Raw genomic sequence first — 19,586 nt, 5'->3', positions numbered from 1 at the left:
TCGTGCCGATCGCGATGGAAGAGAAGCTGCGCTTCGCCATCCGTGAAGGCGGCCGCACCGTCGGGGCCGGCATCGTCGCCAGCATCGTCGAGTAAGACACGCGACAAGCGGGCGCGTCGCATTTAGCGCCGGCAGCACCGAGACGATCGCAGAACGGGCCCCGCGAGGGCCCGTTTTTGTGGGGTGTAAATTGCCCGCGACCGCGGGTTACAAGAGCCCGAGTTCGTGCTTGCGGGCCTCATCGAGGACGAATGGCTGGTCGAGCGCCGCGGCCCGCCGCCACCATTCCGGAAGGTGGTCATTGCTGAATTCCGATTGGCGGGGTGCTCGCTGTGCCGCTTTCGAGCGGCGACTTTCCTGCTTGTGAACGATCGCGGCCTTCGAGAATGCGCCCTGGACATACCGCCCCAGGAAATTGCGTTTGGATTTTGCAAACAGGCCGGGCTCCAGCCAGAGAGCTTGCAGATCCGTTTCAAGGGACGCGTCCCACCAGGCGTAGCCCAGGGACACCTGGTCCCAGATATTGGGGTAGTCGGTGCAATAACGGCACCATCTTTCGATCAGATCCTCGGCGTTCGGGCCACTGCCGAAATACGCTTGGCCGCCGTAGAACGACCAACCGCCGCGCTTCACCACGGCGAAATCGCCGGAGAAGCGCTCCAATTCCGTCACCTTGCGGCGCAAAATCGCGTCGGCGTCGATCCACAAGATCGGCCGTTCGTCTTGTTGCCGCATGTCACGGACGAACAGCGCCTTCTGCGCGCAGTTCTCCACCCAGCTCGATTTCGGCGCGCGGGGTTCTATCCGCGAATCAAGCCCCAGTCGGTCGACCGAGGCTTTCAAGGCCGACGCATGATCTTCGTAGGCTGTTCCGGGGGTGTAGTACGAGACGATAAGCGGGTGGGTCACGGCAGCATTCGGTTCGTGGATGGGATCGCGCGTAGACCTAGGCGAAACTCGGCCCCGGGGCTAGCGCGGCATGTCGTTTCTGTCGGGTGCGGGTGGGGACGAGGGAGCAAGGCCGAAGGGGGCGGAAAGCCGGCATGGCCTTGAAAGTCTTGCCGGGGAAGTGCGATGAGGTTGGCGAACCGCTTCACCCCACGGTGCGGCACCTTTCTCCGCCACCGAATTGTTCGTGAAGGAATTGCATTCGTGACCAGCCCGTCGGCCCGCATCTTCATCGGCTATGATTCCAACGAGGTCATCGCCTATCACGTCCTGGCGCAGAGCATCATCGAGCATGCGTCGATGCCGGTTATGTTCGCGCCGATCGTCTTGTCCAATCTCGACGGCATCTTCACCCGCGAGCGCAACACCCTGCAATCCACCGAATTCTCGTTCTCCCGCTTTCTGGTGCCCTATCTCAGCGGCTTCGAGGGGTGGAGCCTGTTCATGGACTGCGACATGCTCGTGCGGGCCGATATCGCCGAGCTCTGGGCGCTGCGTGACGATCGCTATGCCGTCATGTGCGTGAAGCACGATTACCAGCCGAAGATCGAGACGAAGTTTCTCGGCCAGGCGCAGACCAAATACGAAAAGAAGAACTGGTCGAGCGTCATGCTGTTCAATAACGCCAAGTGCCGTGCCTTGACTCCGGATTTCGTCAACACCGCGACCGGCCTGCAGCTGCACCAGTTCAAGTGGCTCGACGGCGACGAGAATATCGGCGAGTTGCCGGCGGCCTGGAACTGGCTGGTCAACGAATATGACCATCGCGCCGACGCCAAGAATGTCCATTTCACCGACGGCGGGCCGTATTTCGACGAATACAAGGATGACGACTACGCCGAGGAGTGGTTCGCCATGCGCGAGCGCACCTTGCATGTCCGGCAGCGTGGCGACTGAGAAAGATCGCGGCTCCTGGCGGTCGTGCCGGCCGACTCGCTAGAGCGTTGGAATATCAAAGAGGAAACGGATGGCGGACACCTCCTGGATCGGGGATCGTGATGGCTGGGCAGCGTTCTTCGCCGGCTTCGAACGCATCGTCCTCGTGGCCAATAGCGACGCCGTCGATATCGCGGCGCTGCGGCAGCGTTTTGGCGATGACGCGCTCTACGTGTTCTTCAACAAGGTGTTCAAGGTTCTGTCCGAGCCGTTCGCGGGCTCTTGCCTGCTCGTGGCCAGGAGCAGTCCGGCGGGAGCCAACATCGTCTACCGAAACGAGGTGGAGAGCGTCCTTGGTCTGTTGCGCTCGCCGAAATTTCGCGGCGTCCTGAATCTGCGGACGGCGCCGGGCGAGACATTCAGCCGGGCCGAGGAGTTCGGCGGCGCCAGGGCGGGCTTTCTCGATCTCGCCGACTATTTTGATGACTTCTATCCCGCAAGCCATGTGCCGACCAGCGGCTTTGCGCTGGCCGTGTGGCTGGCGGAGAACTGCCCGACCTCGCGGGTCGTGCTGGCCGGCTTCACCGCACAACGCTCGGTGCAATGGAAGCTGTTTCACGATCACGACTGGACCTTCGAGCAGATCGTGCAAAGATTGTTGCTGCGATCGAACAAGATCGAGAGGATCGGCGGGTCGGACACAAGCGGGCTGGAGGCGATTGCCCGCAGGTTTCCCGACACAACCCCGGAAGAGCTGTCGCTTGTCGCGTCACAGGTCCTGGCCGAACGGCTCGAAGGCTCGAATATGGCGATCGACCGGCTGTTTTCGTTGACGCGCCTGCAAGGGCGGGTCGATGGCTTGCTGCGATCGCTGAAGCTAAAGACGCGCAAGCAGAAGCTGGCGGCCAGATCGCGAACAGATACTGCGAAACCGTGACTGCGCCGATCGCTCCAATGGGCGCCAGTGCATTTAACCGACCCGCTCGACCTCCCTGGGGAGGAGAAGTTGAGCGATCTGCTCCGGGTGAGTAACCTGCAACGATGTGCCCGGCGGTCGTTCGCCGTAGCCCCAGGAAGCGTGCAGGAAATCGATACCCGCGCGCCGGGCGGCTTCGGAGTCGCTCGCCATGTCGCCGACGTAAATTGTCTCGCACGGGTCGCAACGTGTCAGTGCCATTGCCATCAACAAGTGATCCGGCGCCGGTTTGCCGCGACAGGCGCTGTCGGGGCAGCGGACGACGGAAAAGACCGGCGGAAGCCGCTCGAGCAGGATCGCGGTGCGCTCGCTGTCCTTGGAGGTGACGATGCCGAGCTTGCGTCCCGCCGCATAAAGGCCGTCGAGCATGAGGGCGATGTCGGCGTAAACAGGCGCTGACGCCAGGTCGAGCGCCGAACGCTGTCGATAGATGATTTCCGCGCTGTCGGAGAGGTGGCCGATCCCGAGACGGCGCATGATCGACCCGAAGGGCTGTCCGATCTCCGCGATGTAGGCATCGAAGGGAACGTCAACCCCCAGCACCCGGCACACCGCCGACCAGGCCGCCAGCATGTTGGCTCGGGTATCCACCAGGACGCCATCGAGGTCGAAGAGCACGAGACGCTTATCGGCAAGGGGAGGCGGCAACTGCACAGCGAGCTCATAGAGGTTGCGCAATACATAAAATGCAACCTATAGAATATTCGTCGCAGCGTCTGGCGCAAGCGGCGGCCGGTCGAAAGAATCTCATCTTGATGATCCCGTCGACATAGCCTAAGGAAGCCACGCGCGAAGGGGTATAGCTCAGTTGGTAGAGCGGCGGTCTCCAAAACCGCAGGCCGTGGGTTCGAGTCCCTCTGCCCCTGCCATTCGCCGGAAATGAGATTCTGTCGAGCCGGCCCTTGTGAATCGCGGCAAGGGCGGGTAGAGGAACGGCGATCGACATGTGGCGCGTGAGGCTGGCGACCAGCCTTCACGCGCATTAGCTGTGAGCGGTGTATGGCCAAAACCAATCCTTTCACATTTCTCCAGCAGGTTCGATCCGAGACCGCGAAGGTCACTTGGCCAACCCGCCGTGAGACGATCATTTCGACGATCATGGTGTTCGTGATGGTCGCATTCGCCGCGACCTTCTTTTTCGTCGCGGATCAAGTGCTCGGCTATGTCGTGGGCCTGATCATGAATGCCGGCGCTTGACGCCGACGTCGCAGGAGACATCGTAAATTTCATGACCGCCCGCTGGTACATCGTCCACGCCTATTCCAATTTCGAGAAGAAGGTGGCCGAATCGATCGAGGAGCAGGCCCGCCAGAAAGGGCTCTCCGACAAGTTCGAAAAGATCCTCGTGCCCACCGAGAAGGTGGTCGAGGTGCGTCGTGGTCGCAAGGTCGATGCCGAGCGGAAGTTTTTCCCCGGTTACGTCCTGGTCAAGGCCGAGCTGACCGATCAGGTCTTCTCGATGATCAAGAACACGCCGAAGGTCACGGGCTTTCTCGGACCGGACAATCGGCCGGTCCCGATTACCGACAAGGAAGCCGAGCAAATCCTGATGCAGGTGCAGGACGGGGTGGATCGGCCGAAGCCGACGATCTCGTTCGATATCGGCGAGCAGGTTCGGGTCTCCGACGGTCCCTTCGCCTCGTTCAACGGCGTCGTGCAGGAAGTCGATCAGGAGCGGGCGAGGCTCAAGGTCGAGGTCTCGATCTTCGGTCGTGCAACGCCGGTCGATCTCGAATTCGGTCAGGTCGAAAAGGTCTGACCAGAACGGGCTTTTGGTCCGAATCATCGTGCGGAAGGCAATCCGGCTCTAGCCGGTCGGAGATGCCGCACCGCGCGAACTGCAGGTAGCCGGGGCTGGGTCGCTGATTGACCGGTCGTTCGGCTCGAACAAATGAAGGCAGGAGCAAATGGCTAAGAAAATACAGGGCCAGCTGAAGCTGCAGGTTCCGGCCGGATCGGCGACGCCGTCGCCCCCGATCGGTCCGGCGCTCGGTCAGCGTGGCATCAACATAATGGAATTCTGCAAGTCGTTCAACGCGCAGACCCAAGACCAGGAGAAGGGCTCTCCGATCCCGGTGGTGATCACCTATTACCAGGACAAATCCTTCACCTTCGCGATGAAGACTTCGCCGGTGAGCTACTTCCTCAAGAAGGCGGCGAATCTCAAGAGCGGCTCCAAGGAGCCGGGTAAGAGCGTCGCGGGTTCGGTGACGCGCGAGCAGGTTCGCGATATTGCCGAGAAGAAGTTCAAGGATTTGAACGCGAACGACGTGGAAGCGGCCATGGCTATGGTCGAGGGCTCCGCCCGTTCCATGGGCCTCGAAGTGGTGGGTTGAGACGATGGCAAAAGCTGGAAAGCGCATCCGTAACGCCCGCGACGGCATCGACCGCATCAAGCTCTACGGTCTCGACGAGGCGGTCGAGTTGCTGAAGGGCCGTGCGAGTGCCAAATTCGACGAGACGATCGAAGTCGCGATGAATCTCGGCGTCGACCCGCGTCATGCGGACCAGATGGTCCGCGGCGTCGTCAATCTGCCGAACGGCACCGGACGCACCGTTCGCGTCGCCGTGTTCGCGCGGGGCGACAAGGCCGAAGAGGCGAAAGCTGCCGGGGCCGACATCGTCGGCGCCGAAGATCTCGTCGAGCAGGTTCAGGGCGGTACGATCGATTTCGATCGCGCCATCGCCACGCCTGATATGATGGCTCTTGTCGGCCGGCTCGGCAAGGTTCTGGGGCCGCGCGGCCTGATGCCGAACCCGCGGGTCGGAACGGTGACGCCGGACGTTGCCGCCGCCGTGAAGGCATCCAAGGGCGGGGCCGTCGAGTTCCGCGTTGAAAAAGCCGGCATCGTTCATGCCGGTGTCGGCAAGGCGAGCTTTGAGGGCAAGGCGATCGCGGAGAATATCCGTGCTTTCGCCGACGCCGTCCAGAAGGCCAAGCCCTCGGGCGCCAAGGGTATCTATGTGCAGCGCGTCGCGATCACCTCGACGATGGGCCCTGGCGTCAAGATCGATCCGTCGACCCTGAATGCGGCGTAGGTCCGACCCTTAACACTGGTGAGCGGCGCACCTATATGCGCCGATCACCTATACCAAGGTTCCGGGGCTCGCCCCGGTGCGTGGGGGCCTTTCGGGGCTCCCTGAATGCCTGTCCGAGATTGTGGGCGACCGTTTGCTTCGGCATTCGGTCTTAATCGTCAGAAAGCCCGCATGAGACGGGGAAGTTCCAAATTTTCCGGGATCAGCCCGGGTTCTTGGTTCGAACCTCTGAATGCCTTGTGTCGCCCATGGGTTCCGCGGAATCCGCGAAGGGTCTGGCCGAGGGGACAGGATCTCCGAGCGTCGTCCGGATGATCCGGGCGGCAAAAGGCAACCGGCCGCAGCTTCTTCGGAAGCTGAGGCTAAATGGAGAGAGGCAGTGGACAAAGCGGAAAAACGCGAATTTGTCTCGACGCTCAACGAGACCTTCAAGGACTCGGGAACGGTCGTCGTGGCCCACTATGCCGGTCTTACGGTCGCGCAGATGAACGACTATCGTTCGAAAATGCGCGATGCGGGGGGCACCGTCAAAGTCGCGAAGAACCGCCTCGCCAAGATCGCTCTTCAAGGCACGGACGCCGAAGGCATCTCGACGTTGTTCGAGGGCCAGACCCTGATCGCCTATTCAGGCGACCCGGTCGCGGCGGCAAAGGTCACCAACGATTTCGCCAAGGGGAACGACAAGCTCGTCATCCTGGGCGGGACGATGGGCAAGACCACACTCGATGCGAATGGTGTGAAGGCCTTGGCCTCCATGCCGTCGTTGGACGAGCTCAGGGCCAAGCTGGTCGGCATGATCAATACGCCGGCTACTCGGATCGCTGGGGTTCTCCAGGCACCTGCGGGACAACTCGCGCGTGTTTTCGGGGCCTATGCCAAGAAGGACGAGGCGGCGTGAGGACGGTTCCTCGCTGCTCAAACCAAAGTTCGAATCCAAAGGAATACAAACATGGCTGATCTCGCCAAGATCGTTGAAGACCTGTCGAGCCTGACCGTCCTCGAGGCGGCTGAACTCTCGAAGATGCTGGAAGAAAAATGGGGCGTTTCCGCCGCGGCTCCCGTGGCGGTCGCCGCTGCTGGCGGCGGTGCTCCGGCCGAAGCGGCTGAAGAGCAGACCGAGTTCAACGTGATCCTCGTCGCCGCCGGCGCACAGAAGATCAACGTCATCAAGGAAGTCCGCGCGATCACGGGCCTTGGCCTGAAGGAAGCCAAGGACCTCGTCGACAACGCGCCGAAGCCTGTCAAGGAAGCGGTCGACAAGGCCGAGTCCGAGAAGCTCAAGGAGCAGCTCGAGAAGGCTGGCGCCACGGTCGAAGTCAAGTAATCGCGGGTTTCCCGCGCTTGCGCACCAAAATCCGGCGGGCGGGACGGCATTTTGCCGTTCCGCCTTCCGTGCTCGCGCCATGGCGAGCCGGGCGGACGGCGGTCCGATCCGAAACGAGGCAGGAACTGGAGTGACGTGACGCGCGCGTGTTCAGACGGCTCATAGAACCGTTTGGAGACGCGGGCCTTTCGCCCGGCAGATCTGTCAGCCGCACCGGCCTTTTTGGCACGCGGTACCTCTCGACGGAGAGGGAAGAGAATTCAAGCCCTTTGGTCAAGGGCGTTGTCACGAGAAGGAGCGACGATGTCTCAAACGACGACGTTTAGCGGTCGCAGGCGGGTACGCAAATTCTTCGGGTCGATCCCCGAAGTCGCCGAGATGCCAAACCTGATCGAGGTCCAGAAGGCCTCCTATGATCAATTTCTGATGGTCGACGAGCCGCAAGGCGGGCGTCTCGACGAGGGGCTGCAAGCCGTCTTCAAGTCGGTTTTCCCGATTTCTGACTTCTCGGGCCAGGCGATGCTGGAATTCGTGAAATACGAATTTGAGGCGCCGAAATTCGACGTTGAGGAGTGCCGTCAGCGCGATCTGACCTACGCTGCGCCGCTCAAGGTGACGCTGCGCCTCATCGTGTTCGATATTGACGACGACACCGGCTCCAAGTCGGTGAAGGACATCAAGGAGCAGGACGTCTACATGGGCGATATGCCGCTCATGACGTCCAACGGCACCTTCGTCGTGAACGGCACCGAGCGCGTCATCGTCTCGCAGATGCACCGTTCCCCCGGCGTGTTCTTCGATCACGACAAGGGCAAGAGCCACTCGTCGGGCAAGCTGCTGTTCGCCGCCCGCGTCATTCCCTATCGCGGCTCCTGGCTCGACATCGAGTTCGACGCCAAGGACGTCGTGCATGCGCGCATCGACCGCCGCCGCAAGATTCCGGCGACGAGCCTGCTGATGGCGCTCGGCATGGATGGCGAGGAGATCCTGTCGACCTTCTACGACACCGTGAAGTTCGAGAAGGATAAGAAGGGCTGGCGCGTGCCATTCTCGGTGGAGCGCGTGCGCGGCCAGGGCGCCGTCGTCGACCTCATCGACGCCGACAGCGGCGAGGTTCTCGTCGAGGCCGGCAAAAAGGTGACGGCTCGCCAGGCTCGCCAGATGCAGGAGAAGGGCGTCAAGGCCCTGCGCGCGACCGAGGAGGATCTTGCCGGATCCTACATCGCCGAGGATATCGTCAATCCTGAGACGGGCGAAGTGTATCTCGAGGCCGGTGATGAGCTCGAGATTACCGTCGATGCCAAGACCGGCGAGCGCAAGGGCAATCTGATCGACCTGATCGCGGCCGGTTACGACGAGATCACCGTTCTCGACATCGATCACGTCAATGTCGGCGGCTATATCCGCAATACGCTGGCGGTCGATAAGAACGAAGGTCGTCAAGACGCGCTGTTCGACATCTACCGGGTGATGCGTCCCGGCGAGCCGCCGACGATCGAGACCGCCGAAGCGATGTTCAACTCGTTGTTCTTTGACGGCGAGCGCTATGACCTGTCGGCCGTCGGCCGCGTCAAGATGAACATGCGTCTCGACGTCGACGCCGAGGACACCGTGCGCGTGCTGCGCAAGGAAGACATCCTCGCGGTGGTCAGAACCCTCGTCGACCTTCGGGACGGCAAGGGCGAGATCGACGACATCGACAATCTCGGCAACCGCCGGGTGCGTTCGGTCGGCGAGCTGATGGAGAACCAGTATCGCGTCGGCTTGCTGCGCATGGAACGCGCGATCAAGGAGCGCATGAGCTCCGTCGAGATCGACACGGTGATGCCGCAGGATCTGATCAACGCCAAGCCCGCCGCCGCCGCCGTGCGCGAGTTCTTCGGTTCGTCGCAGCTGTCGCAGTTCATGGATCAGACCAACCCGCTGTCGGAGATTACCCACAAGCGCCGCCTCTCGGCGCTTGGACCCGGCGGCCTGACGCGCGAGCGCGCCGGCTTCGAGGTGCGCGACGTGCATCCAACGCATTACGGCCGGATCTGCCCGATCGAGACGCCGGAAGGCCCGAATATCGGCCTGATCAACTCGCTCGCCACGTTCGCGCGGGTGAACAAATACGGCTTCATCGAGAGCCCGTACCGCAAGGTGATCGACGGCATCGTCACCCATGATGTCGTGTATCTGTCGGCGATGGAGGAATCCAAGCATCACGTCGCACAGGCGAACGCCGTCCTGACCGACGACAGCCGGTTCCAGAACGAGTTCGTGGTCTGCCGTCATTCGGGCGACGTCTTCATGACGCCGCGCGACAATGTCGATCTGATGGACGTATCGCCGAAGCAGTTGGTTTCGGTCGCTGCGGCGCTGATTCCGTTCCTTGAGAACGATGACGCCAACCGCGCTCTGATGGGCTCGAACATGCAGCGTCAGGCGGTGCCGCTGGTTCGCGCCGAAGCGCCGTTCGTCGGCACCGGCATGGAATCGATCGTCGCCCGCGATTCGGGCGCTGCGATCGGTGCGCGCCGCACCGGCGTGGTCGACCAGGTCGACGCGACGCGTATCGTCATCCGCGCGACGGAGGATCTGGAGGCCGGCAAGTCCGGTGTCGACATCTACCGTCTGATGAAGTTCCAGCGCTCGAACCAGAACACCTGCATCAACCAGCGTCCGCTGGTGGCGGTGGGTGACCCGGTCGAAAAGGGCGACATCATTGCTGATGGTCCGTCGACAGATCTCGGCGATCTGGCGCTCGGGCGGAACGTGCTCGTCGCGTTCATGCCGTGGAACGGCTACAACTACGAGGATTCGATCCTCCTGTCGGAGCGCATCGTCGCCGATGACGTCTTCACCTCGATCCATATCGAGGAGTTCGAGGTCATGGCGCGCGACACCAAACTTGGACCCGAAGAGATCACCCGCGACATTCCGAACGTGTCGGAAGAAGCGCTGAAGAATCTCGATGAGGCCGGCATCGTCTATATCGGTGCCGAGGTGCAGCCGGGCGACATTCTGGTCGGCAAGATCACGCCGAAGGGTGAAAGCCCGATGACGCCGGAGGAAAAGCTCCTGCGCGCCATCTTCGGCGAAAAGGCCTCCGACGTCCGCGATACCTCGAACCGCATGCCTCCGGGCGCCTATGGCACGGTCGTCGAGGTTCGGGTGTTCAATCGTCACGGCGTCGAGAAGGACGAACGCGCCATGGCGATCGAGCGCGAGGAGATCGAGCGGCTCGCCAAGGATCGCGACGATGAACAGGCGATTCTCGACCGCAACGTCTATGGTCGCCTGATTGAGATGCTGGGCGGAAAGTCCGCCATCGCGGGACCGAAGGGCTTCAAGAAGGGCGCGACCATCTCCGCCGACGCGATGAACGAGTATCCCCGCTCGCAGTGGTGGATGTTCGCCGTCGAGGAGGAGAAGCTGCAGGCCGAACTGGAGGATCTGCGCAACGTCTATGACGAAGCGAAGACCACCCTCGAGCAGCGCTTCATGGACAAGGTCGAGAAGGTGCAGCGCGGTGACGAGCTGCCCCCCGGCGTCATGAAGCAGGTCAAGGTCTTTGTCGCGGTCAAGCGCAAGATCCAGCCGGGCGACAAGATGGCCGGACGGCACGGCAACAAGGGTGTGGTGTCGCGCATCTTGCCGGTCGAGGACATGCCGTTCAATGAGGACGGCACGCATGTCGACATCGTGCTCAACCCGCTCGGCGTGCCGTCACGCATGAATGTTGGGCAGATTCTCGAGACGCATCTTGGCTGGGCCTGTTCGGGCATGGGCAAGAAGATCGGCGAGATGCTCGAGGTCTATAACCAGTCCCGTGACGTCTCGCCGCTACGCGATGAGATTGCCGGACTGCTGGGCGACAACGACCGCAACGAGAAGGTCAAGGACTACGACGACGCCAGTGTCGTCATCTTGGCCAAGCAGATGACCCGCGGCGTGTCGATTGCGACGCCGGTCTTCGATGGTGCAGTCGAGCACGACATCGTCGAAATGCTGGAAAAGGCGGGACTCGACGGTTCGGGCCAGGTGACGCTCTATGACGGGCGCACCGGCGAGGCCTTCGATCGGCAGGTGACGGTCGGCTACATCTACATGCTGAAGCTGCACCATCTGGTGGACGACAAGATCCACGCCCGTTCGATCGGTCCGTACTCGCTCGTGACCCAGCAGCCATTGGGCGGCAAGGCCCAGTTTGGCGGCCAGCGCTTCGGCGAGATGGAGGTCTGGGCGCTCGAGGCTTATGGCGCCGCCTACACGCTGCAGGAGATGCTGACGGTGAAGTCGGACGATGTCGCGGGCCGCACCAAGGTCTACGAGTCGATCGTGCGTGGTGACGACGCCTTCGAGTCCGGCATTCCCGAGAGCTTCAACGTGCTCGTCAAGGAAATGCGCTCGCTCGGCCTCGACGTCGATCTGGCGAACTCGGCGGTCGAGTTGCCGGCACCCGCCGAGGGTCTGCCTGACGCGGCCGAATAGACGTCGCGGGAAAATCGACCGCACCCGTTGCGGTCCGGATCGGCGCCGACATGGCGCCGATCCTCGACGATTGAACGATTTCAGCGGCCGGTATACCCGCCGCGACTCGGGGTTTTGCCCCACGAAGGAGAAAGCGCATGAACCAAGAGGTCATGAACATCTTCAATCCGCAGGTGGCTGCGCAGACGTTCGATTCCATTCGCATCTCGCTCGCCTCGCCTGAGAAGATCCTTTCCTGGTCGTTCGGCGAGATCAAGAAGCCGGAGACGATCAACTACCGCACGTTCAAGCCGGAGCGGGACGGTCTGTTCTGCGCCCGCATTTTCGGTCCGATCAAGGATTACGAGTGCTTGTGCGGCAAGTACAAGCGGATGAAGTACAAGGGCATTATCTGCGAGAAGTGCGGCGTCGAGGTGACTCTTTCGCGCGTGCGGCGCGAGCGCATGGGTCATATCGAACTCGCCGCGCCGGTCGCCCACATCTGGTTCCTGAAGTCGCTCCCGTCGCGCATCGGCACGCTGCTCGACATGACGCTCAAGGATATCGAGCGGGTTCTGTATTTCGAGAACTACATCGTCACCGAGCCGGGCCTGACCTCTCTGAAGGAGCATCAGCTCCTGTCGGAAGAGGAATATATGATCGCCGTCGAGGAGTTCGGGGAGGATTCCTTCACCGCGCTGATCGGCGCTGAGGCGATCCAGGATCTTCTCGCGGGCATGGATCTGGAGAAGATCGCCGGCGATTTGCGTGCTGAGCTCGCGCAGACCACCTCCGAGCTCAAGACCAAGAAGCTGATGAAGCGGCTGAAGATCGTCGAGAACTTCCTCGATTCCGGCAACAAGCCGGAGTGGATGATCATGAGCGTCGTTCCGGTGATCCCGCCGGACCTGCGCCCGCTCGTCCCGCTCGACGGCGGTCGTTTCGCGACGTCGGATCTCAACGACCTGTATCGCCGCGTCATCAACCGGAACAACCGCCTCAAGCGGCTGATCGAGCTGCGTGCGCCGGGCATCATCATCCGCAACGAGAAGCGGATGCTGCAGGAAGCCGTCGATGCACTGTTCGACAACGGCCGCCGCGGCCGCGTGATCACCGGCGCCAACAAGCGTCCGTTGAAGTCGCTGTCCGACATGCTCAAGGGCAAGCAGGGCCGGTTCCGCCAGAACCTGCTCGGCAAGCGCGTCGACTATTCCGGCCGCTCGGTCATCGTCACAGGTCCGGAGCTGAAGCTGCACCAGTGCGGCCTGCCGAAGAAGATGGCGCTGGAGCTGTTCAAGCCGTTTATCTACGCGCGCCTCGATGCCAAGGGTTTCTCCTCGACCGTCAAGCAGGCGAAGAAGCTGGTCGAGAAGGAGCGTCCGGAAGTCTGGGATATCCTCGATGAGGTCATCCGCGAACATCCGGTGCTCTTGAACCGCGCTCCGACCCTGCACCGTCTCGGCATCCAGGCCTTCGAGCCGGTGCTGATCGAGGGCAAGGCGATCCAGCTGCATCCGCTCGTCTGTACGGCCTTCAACGCCGATTTCGACGGCGATCAGATGGCTGTGCACGTTCCGTTGTCGATCGAGGCGCAGCTGGAAGCGCGCGTTCTCATGATGTCGACCAACAACATCCTGCATCCGGCGAACGGCGCGCCTATCATCGTGCCGTCGCAGGATATGGTGCTCGGGCTCTACTACCTCTCGATCATGAACGAGAACGAGCCGGGGCAGGGGATGGCCTTCTCCGACATCGGCGAACTGGAGCACGCCATCGCCAACCGCTCGGTGACCCTGCACAGCAAGGTCAAGGGCCGCTTCAAGACGGTGGGCGCGGACGGCAAGCCGGTCTCGAATATCTACGAGACGACGCCGGGCCGTATGCTCATCGGGGAACTGCTGCCGAAGAACGCCGCGATTCCGTTCGACATCTGCAACGAGCTGATGACCAAGAAGACCATCTCCAAGATGATCGACCAGGTCTATCGTCACTGCGGTCAGAAGGAGACGGTGATCTTCTGCGACCAGATCATGCAGCTCGGGTTCCGTCATGCCTGTACGGCTGGCATCTCGTTCGGCAAGGACGACATGCTGATCCCGGACACCAAGCCGAGGATGATCGGCGAGACCCAGGCGCTCGCGAAGGAATACGAGCAGCAGTACAATGACGGCCTGATCACCCAGGGCGAGAAGTACAACAAGGTCGTCGATGCCTGGGCGAAGTGCACGGACAAGATCGCCGACGAGATGATGGCTCGCATCAAGGCGATCGAGTTCGACGACAATGGTCGGCAGAAGCCGATGAACTCGATCTACATGATGTCGCACTCCGGCGCCCGCGGGTCTCCGACCCAGATGCGCCAGCTGGCGGCAATGCGTGGCCTGATGACCAAGCCGTCTGGCGAGATCATCGAGACGCCGATCATCTCGAACTTCAAGGAAGGCCTGACCGTGCTCGAGTACTTCAACTCGACCCACGGTGCTCGCAAGGGCTTGGCCGACACGGCGCTGAAGACGGCCAATTCGGGTTATCTCACCCGTCGTCTCGTCGACGTGGCGCAGGACTGCATCATCACGCAGGTCGATTGTGGCACGAAGAACGGGCTGACCATGCAGCCGATCGTGGACGCCGGTCAGGTCGTCGCGTCGATCGGCCAGCGGGTCCTCGGCCGGACGGCGCTGGAAGATATCCTGCATCCGCTGACCGGCGAGGTTATCGTCAAGGGCGGTGTGACGATCGAGGAGGCCGACGTCGAGGTGATCGAGAACGCCAGTATCCAGTCGATCAACATTCGTTCGGCGCTGACCTGCGAGATCCGCACCGGCATCTGCGCCACCTGCTACGGGCGCGATCTTGCCCGCGGCACGCCCGTCAACATGGGCGAGGCCGTCGGCGTCATCGCCGCGCAGTCGATCGGCGAGCCGGGCACCCAGCTCACCATGCGTACCTTCCACATGGGCGGGACCGCGCAGGTGGTCGACTCTTCGTTCCTGGAAGCCTCCTACGAGGGCACGGTGGCGATCCGCAACCGTAACGTCGTGCGGAATTCCGATGGCCGACTGGTGGCGATGGGTCGCAACATGGCGATCCTTATCCTCGATCAGGCGGGCAAGGAGCGTGCGTCGCACCGCGTCACCTACGGTAGCCGTATCTTCGTCGACGACGGCGATACGGTCCGGCGCGGCCAGCGCATCGCCGAATGGGATCCGTACACCCGTCCGGTGCTGACCGAGCTCGAGGGCACGGTCGACTTCGAGGACATGGTGGAAGGCATCTCCGTGTCCGAGCAGGCCGACGAGTCGACCGGCATCACCAAGCGGGCGGTCATCGATTGGCGGGCGAGCCCGCGCGGTCAGGACCTGAAGCCGGCGATCGTGGTGCGTGGCAAGGATGGCGAGATCCTCAAACTGGCGCGTGGCTCCGACGCTCGCTACTTCCAGTCGGTCGACGCGATCCTGTCGGTCGAGCCGGGCGCCACGGTGAAGGCCGGCGACGTCCTCTCGCGTATTCCGATGGAAAGCGCGAAGACCAAGGACATTACCGGTGGTCTGCCGCGTGTCGCGGAACTGTTCGAGGCCCGCAAGCCGAAGGACAACGCGGTGATCGCGGAGATCGACGGCACGGTGAAATTCGGGCGCGACTACAAGAACAAGCGCCGGATCATCATCGAGCCGCACGAGGACGGCGGCGAGCCGATGGAGTACCTGATCCCGAAGGGCAAGCCGTTCCATCTTCAGGAAGGTGACGTCATCGAGAAGGGCGACTACATCCTCGACGGCAACCCTGCGCCGCACGACATCCTGGCGATCCGCGGCGTGGAGGCGCTGGCGTCCTACCTCGTCAACGAGATCCAGGAGGTCTACCGGCTGCAGGGCGTGTTGATCAACGACAAGCACATCGAGGTCATCGTCCGGCAGATGCTGCAGAAGGTCGAGATCGTCGAGTCCGGCGATTCCGGCTACATTCCGGGCGACAATGTCGACCGGATCGAGCTGGCGGAACTCAACGAGCGTCTGGAAGAAGAGGGCAAGAAGCCGGCATCCGGCAACCCGGTCCTCCTCGGCATCACCAAGGCCTCGCTGCAGACCCCGTCCTTCATCTCGGCCGCCTCCTTCCAGGAGACGACGCGAGTGTTGACCGAGGCGGCGGTCGCCGGCAAGACCGATACGCTGCAGGGCTTGAAGGAGAACGTCATCGTCGGCCGCCTGATCCCGGCGGGTACCGGTGGCATGATGACCCAGGTGCGCCGCATCGCTACCTCGCGCGACGACCTCATCATCGAGGATCGCCGCAAGGCCGCCAACAAGGCCGAGACCGATCGCATGCTGACCTCGATCACGGACGCGGCCGAGTAGGCCTCGCCCGTTTGGTGGAAGCAAGAATGGAAAGGCCGCCCTCGGGCGGCCTTTCGCCGTCAAGGACCGCTGTCGCGGAAGCAGAAAACGCCGTGCGCGCCGATTGCGGCACGGCGCCGACGGGGCATTGGGATCGCCATCGGGCGAGGCTCGCGAACTCCTTCGGATCCGGGGTTGACGGGTCCGGGGAGAATCGTTAAGTACCCCCCAACAGAGCCGATGTGAGGCCGAATCTTCCCAAGGACGCCACGTCCGGGATCAAGCGCTTCAAACAAGGCTTCGTTCAACGAGACGTCACATCGCTGAATGCAAGACCGTCTAAGCGGTCCTCTGCTTCGTTCCGGGCAGTCCACTCACAAGTGGATCGATTGCCTGGTTTCGCGCATGGAGAGTTGCTCTTCGCTTTTGCGTGGCGCGACGTTTCGTGTCGAACCTGAGTTTTGGAAGAAGAGGGAAGGTTGGAATGCCGACCATCAACCAATTGGTCCGGAAGCCGCGCGTTCGCCCAGTCGAGCGCAATACGGTTCCGGCGCTCGAGGCCAACCCGCAAAAGCGCGGCGTGTGCACCCGTGTCTACACGACCACGCCGAAGAAACCGAACTCGGCGCTTCGTAAGGTTGCCAAGGTTCGCCTCGTCAACGGTTACGAAGTCATCGGCTACATTCCGGGTGAAGGCCATAACCTTCAGGAGCACTCCGTGGTGATGATCCGCGGTGGGCGCGTGAAGGATCTACCGGGTGTTCGCTACCACATCATCCGCGGCGTGCTCGACACGCAGGGCGTCAAGAACCGGAAGCAGCGTCGTTCGAAATACGGCGCCAAGCGTCCGAAGTAAGCCCCAACGCTGATCAGTTGAAGAGACGATAGTATGTCCCGCCGCCACAGAGCCGAAAAGCGTGAAATCAATCCGGACCCGAAGTTCGGTGATCTCATCGTGTCAAAGTTCATGAACGCCGTCATGTATGACGGTAAGAAGTCGGTCGCCGAGCGCATCGTCTACGGTGCGTTCGACACCGTCCACGAGAAGACCCGCCAGGACGCGGTCGTGATCTTCCACCAGGCGCTCGAGAACATCTCGCCGCATGTGGAAGTTCGCTCCCGCCGTGTCGGTGGTGCGACCTATCAGGTTCCGGTCGACGTTCGTCCCGAGCGCCGTCAGGCGCTGGCGATCCGTTGGCTGATCACCGCCGCACGGGGCCGCAACGAGACGACCATGGTCGACCGCCTGTCGGGCGAGCTCATGGATGCGGCCAACAACCGTGGTACGGCTGTGAAGAAGCGCGAAGACACGCACCGCATGGCGGAAGCGAACCGCGCCTTCTCGCACTACCGCTGGTAATTCAAGTTTCTGCCCGAAAGGCGACGCCCGATGGCACGCGACTATAAGATCGAAGACTACCGCAATTTCGGCATCATGGCCCACATCGATGCCGGGAAGACGACGACGACCGAGCGGATTCTCTACTACACCGGTAAGTCCCACAAGATCGGCGAAGTGCATGATGGCGCTGCGACGATGGACTGGATGGCGCAGGAGCAGGAGCGCGGCATCACCATTACCTCCGCCGCGACCACCACGTTCTGGGAAGGCCGCGACGGCAAGAAGCGCCGCTTCAACATCATCGACACGCCGGGTCACGTCGACTTCACCATTGAGGTCGAACGCAGCTTGCGCGTCCTCGATGGCGCGATTGCGCTTCTCGACGCCAATGCCGGTGTCGAGCCGCAGACCGAGACGGTCTGGCGTCAGGCGGACAAGTATCAGGTTCCGCGCATGATCTTCGTCAACAAGATGGACAAGACGGGCGCCGACTTCTTTCGTTGTGTGGAGATGATCAAGTCGCGTCTCGGCGCGCGTCCGATCGTCGTCCAGCTGCCGATCGGTGCGGAGACCGAGCTCAAGGGTGTCATCGATCTCATCGAGATGAAGGCGCTGGTCTGGCGCGACGAGAATCTCGGCGCCCAGTGGGACATTCTCGATATCCCGGCCGACATGCTCGCCCAGGCTGAAGAGTACCGCGAGGCGATGATCGAAGCCGCTGTCGAGCTCGATGAAGGCGCCATGGAGCGTTATCTCGAAGGCGAGATGCCGAGCAACGATGAGATTCGCAAGCTGATCCGCAAGGGCACCTGCGACGTCTGGTTCACGCCGGTTCTCTGCGGTTCGGCTTTCAAGAACAAGGGCGTTCAGCCGCTTCTCGACGCCGTTGTCGACTTCCTGCCGTCGCCGGTCGAAGTGAAGCCGATCAAGGGTATCGACCCGAAGACCGAAGCCGAGATCGTGCGCAAGTCGTCTGACGACGAGCCGCTGTCCATGCTGGCCTTCAAGATCATGAACGATCCGTTTGTCGGTTCGCTCACCTTCGCTCGCATCTACTCCGGCGTTCTGACCAAGGGCACCTCGCTCCAGAACACCGTCAAGGAGAAGAAGGAACGCATCGGCCGCATGCTGCAGATGCACTCCAACTCCCGCGAAGACATCGAAGAGGCCTATGCCGGCGACATTGTCGCACTGGCTGGCCTGAAGGACACGACGACCGGCGACACGCTTTGTGATCCCCTGAAGCCGGTCATCCTGGAGCGGATGGAGTTCCCCGATCCGGTCATCGAGATCGCGATCGAGCCGAAGACCAAGGCCGACCAGGAAAAGATGGGCCTCGCGCTCAACCGACTGGCCGCCGAGGATCCTTCGTTCCGGGTCAAGACAGATGAGGAATCCGGCCAGACGATCATCGCCGGCATGGGCGAGCTTCACCTCGACATTCTCGTCGATCGCATGAAGCGGGAATTCAAGGTCGAGGCGAATATCGGCGCGCCGCAGGTGGCGTATCGTGAGACCATCACTCGCAAGGCCGAAGTCGACTACACCCACAAGAAGCAGACCGGCGGTACGGGCCAGTTCGCTCGCGTCAAGATGACCTTCGAGCCTGCCGAGATCGGCGAGGGCTTCAGCTTCGAGTCGAAGATCGTCGGTGGTGCGGTTCCGAAGGAATACATTCCAGGCGTTCAAAAGGGCATCGTGTCGGTGTTGACGTCGGGGCCGCTTGCGGGCTTCCCGATGGTGGACATCAAGGCGCAGCTGCTCGATGGCGCGTTCCACGATGTCGACTCCTCGGTGCTGGCCTTCGAAATCGCGGCGCGGGCCGGTTTCCGCGAAGCGATCCAGAAGGCGGGGCCGCGGCTGCTCGAGCCGGTCATGAAGGTCGAAGTGGTGACGCCGGAAGACTACGTCGGTGACGTCATCGGCGATTTGAATTCGCGTCGCGGACAGATCCAGGGAACTGAGCCGCGCGGTATCGCGCAGGTCGTCAACGCCATGGTGCCGCTGGCCAACATGTTCGGTTACGTCAACCAGCTGCGCTCGATGTCCCAGGGCCGTGCCCAGTACACGATGCAGTTCGATCATTATGAGCAGGTGCCGAACCAGGTCGCGGACGAAATTCAGAAAAAGTACGCCTGACCGCGTTTCCCATCGAAACGGCATTCGGCTCGCTGAGCCAAGACTAGACAACGGAGTGGCAAGATGGCCAAGAGCAAATTCGAGCGCAACAAGCCGCATGTGAACATCGGGACGATTGGTCACGTTGATCACGGCAAGACGTCGTTGACGGCG

The 19,586-nt window shown here is 62.0% G+C and carries 16 protein-coding genes, 1 tRNA gene and 1 pseudogene; 16 read left to right on the top strand and 2 right to left on the bottom strand.

Annotation, left to right across the window (positions count from 1 at the left end):
* Positions 1–95 (top strand): annotated as a pseudogene (locus VQ044_RS19750) (elongation factor Tu); the annotation flags it as partial.
* 112 nt (positions 96–207) lie between these two features.
* Here the strand turns inward: VQ044_RS19750 and VQ044_RS19745 are convergent.
* Positions 208–909: a hypothetical protein gene (locus VQ044_RS19745; protein WP_327648990.1), complete on the bottom strand. Its 702-nt coding sequence runs from the start codon at positions 907–909 to the stop codon at positions 208–210.
* Between the two features lie 243 nt (positions 910–1,152).
* Between VQ044_RS19745 and VQ044_RS19740 the strand changes: the two genes are divergently transcribed.
* Both VQ044_RS19740 and VQ044_RS19735 read left to right on the top strand, forming a co-directional pair.
* Complete coding sequence (locus tag VQ044_RS19740) at positions 1,153–1,845, top strand: glycosyltransferase (protein ID WP_327648991.1); 693 nt, start codon at positions 1,153–1,155, stop codon at positions 1,843–1,845.
* Positions 1,846–1,915: 70 nt separating this feature from the next.
* Positions 1,916–2,761 carry a 3-deoxy-manno-octulosonate cytidylyltransferase gene (locus tag VQ044_RS19735; protein ID WP_327648992.1) on the top strand — a complete coding sequence of 282 codons (846 nt, stop codon included), beginning with the start codon at positions 1,916–1,918 and terminating at the stop codon, positions 2,759–2,761.
* Positions 2,762–2,794: 33 nt separating this feature from the next.
* On the opposite strand, the gene VQ044_RS19730 is transcribed toward VQ044_RS19735, so the two are convergent.
* On the bottom strand, positions 2,795–3,478 hold the full coding sequence (locus VQ044_RS19730; RefSeq protein ID WP_327648993.1) for an HAD family hydrolase: 684 nt from the start codon (positions 3,476–3,478) through the stop codon (positions 2,795–2,797).
* A 115-nt stretch (positions 3,479–3,593) separates the two neighbouring features.
* On the opposite strand from VQ044_RS19730, the gene VQ044_RS19725 reads away from it, so the two are divergent.
* The 13 genes from VQ044_RS19725 to VQ044_RS19665 all read left to right on the top strand — a co-directional run.
* A tRNA-Trp gene (locus tag VQ044_RS19725) sits at positions 3,594–3,669 on the top strand.
* A gap of 130 nt (positions 3,670–3,799) precedes the next feature.
* Positions 3,800–3,997, top strand: coding sequence for a preprotein translocase subunit SecE (secE, locus tag VQ044_RS19720; RefSeq protein WP_327626046.1), 198 nt, complete (start codon positions 3,800–3,802; stop codon positions 3,995–3,997).
* A gap of 31 nt (positions 3,998–4,028) precedes the next feature.
* Positions 4,029–4,559, top strand: coding sequence for a transcription termination/antitermination protein NusG (nusG, locus tag VQ044_RS19715; RefSeq protein WP_327648994.1), 531 nt, complete (start codon positions 4,029–4,031; stop codon positions 4,557–4,559).
* 148 nt (positions 4,560–4,707) lie between these two features.
* Positions 4,708–5,136 (top strand): 50S ribosomal protein L11, encoded by a 429-nt coding sequence (rplK, locus tag VQ044_RS19710; RefSeq protein WP_327626044.1) that lies wholly within the window; start codon positions 4,708–4,710, stop codon positions 5,134–5,136.
* 4 nt (positions 5,137–5,140) lie between these two features.
* Positions 5,141–5,839: a 50S ribosomal protein L1 gene (gene rplA, locus VQ044_RS19705; protein WP_327626043.1), complete on the top strand. Its 699-nt coding sequence runs from the start codon at positions 5,141–5,143 to the stop codon at positions 5,837–5,839.
* A 379-nt stretch (positions 5,840–6,218) separates the two neighbouring features.
* Entirely contained in the window at positions 6,219–6,737 is a 519-nt protein-coding gene (gene rplJ / locus VQ044_RS19700; protein ID WP_327626042.1) for a 50S ribosomal protein L10, read from the top strand.
* Between the two features lie 51 nt (positions 6,738–6,788).
* The gene (gene rplL / locus VQ044_RS19695) at positions 6,789–7,163 is read left to right on the top strand and encodes a 50S ribosomal protein L7/L12 (RefSeq protein ID WP_206453987.1); all 375 of its coding nucleotides are present in this window, start codon (positions 6,789–6,791) and stop codon (positions 7,161–7,163) included.
* A gap of 303 nt (positions 7,164–7,466) precedes the next feature.
* Positions 7,467–11,639: a DNA-directed RNA polymerase subunit beta gene (rpoB, locus tag VQ044_RS19690; RefSeq protein WP_327648995.1), complete on the top strand. Its 4,173-nt coding sequence runs from the start codon at positions 7,467–7,469 to the stop codon at positions 11,637–11,639.
* Between the two features lie 137 nt (positions 11,640–11,776).
* Positions 11,777–15,973: a DNA-directed RNA polymerase subunit beta' gene (rpoC, locus tag VQ044_RS19685; protein WP_327651177.1), complete on the top strand. Its 4,197-nt coding sequence runs from the start codon at positions 11,777–11,779 to the stop codon at positions 15,971–15,973.
* A 463-nt stretch (positions 15,974–16,436) separates the two neighbouring features.
* Entirely contained in the window at positions 16,437–16,808 is a 372-nt protein-coding gene (rpsL, locus tag VQ044_RS19680) for a 30S ribosomal protein S12 (protein ID WP_206453990.1), read from the top strand.
* A gap of 33 nt (positions 16,809–16,841) precedes the next feature.
* Complete coding sequence (gene rpsG, locus VQ044_RS19675; RefSeq protein WP_327626039.1) at positions 16,842–17,312, top strand: 30S ribosomal protein S7; 471 nt, start codon at positions 16,842–16,844, stop codon at positions 17,310–17,312.
* Between the two features lie 30 nt (positions 17,313–17,342).
* On the top strand, positions 17,343–19,433 hold the full coding sequence (fusA, locus tag VQ044_RS19670; protein ID WP_327626038.1) for an elongation factor G: 2,091 nt from the start codon (positions 17,343–17,345) through the stop codon (positions 19,431–19,433).
* Between the two features lie 63 nt (positions 19,434–19,496).
* On the top strand, positions 19,497–19,586 hold a 90-nt coding region (locus VQ044_RS19665; protein ID WP_010007596.1), incomplete at its 3' end, for a GTP-binding protein.

It is taken from the genome of Aurantimonas sp. C2-5-R2 (assembly GCF_036549495.1).
GTDB lineage: Bacteria > Pseudomonadota > Alphaproteobacteria > Rhizobiales > Rhizobiaceae > Aurantimonas > Aurantimonas coralicida_A.
Note: the sequence above shows the minus strand (reverse complement) of the source record. Positions and strands in the feature narration are given on the sequence as shown.

What these genes read in the sequence shown, in the direction of transcription:
- VQ044_RS19735 (WP_327648992.1), top strand. Translation starts at nt 1,916, where the DNA reads ATGGCGGACACCTCCTGGATCGGGGATCGTGATGGCTGGGCAGCGTTC.
- secE (WP_327626046.1), top strand. Translation starts at nt 3,800, where the DNA reads ATGGCCAAAACCAATCCTTTCACATTTCTCCAGCAGGTTCGATCCGAG.
- nusG (WP_327648994.1), top strand. Translation starts at nt 4,029, where the DNA reads ATGACCGCCCGCTGGTACATCGTCCACGCCTATTCCAATTTCGAGAAG.
- rplK (WP_327626044.1), top strand. Translation starts at nt 4,708, where the DNA reads ATGGCTAAGAAAATACAGGGCCAGCTGAAGCTGCAGGTTCCGGCCGGA.
- rplA (WP_327626043.1), top strand. Translation starts at nt 5,141, where the DNA reads ATGGCAAAAGCTGGAAAGCGCATCCGTAACGCCCGCGACGGCATCGAC.
- rplL (WP_206453987.1), top strand. Translation starts at nt 6,789, where the DNA reads ATGGCTGATCTCGCCAAGATCGTTGAAGACCTGTCGAGCCTGACCGTC.
- rpoB (WP_327648995.1), top strand. Translation starts at nt 7,467, where the DNA reads ATGTCTCAAACGACGACGTTTAGCGGTCGCAGGCGGGTACGCAAATTC.
- rpoC (WP_327651177.1), top strand. Translation starts at nt 11,777, where the DNA reads ATGAACCAAGAGGTCATGAACATCTTCAATCCGCAGGTGGCTGCGCAG.
- rpsL (WP_206453990.1), top strand. Translation starts at nt 16,437, where the DNA reads ATGCCGACCATCAACCAATTGGTCCGGAAGCCGCGCGTTCGCCCAGTC.
- rpsG (WP_327626039.1), top strand. Translation starts at nt 16,842, where the DNA reads ATGTCCCGCCGCCACAGAGCCGAAAAGCGTGAAATCAATCCGGACCCG.
- fusA (WP_327626038.1), top strand. Translation starts at nt 17,343, where the DNA reads ATGGCACGCGACTATAAGATCGAAGACTACCGCAATTTCGGCATCATG.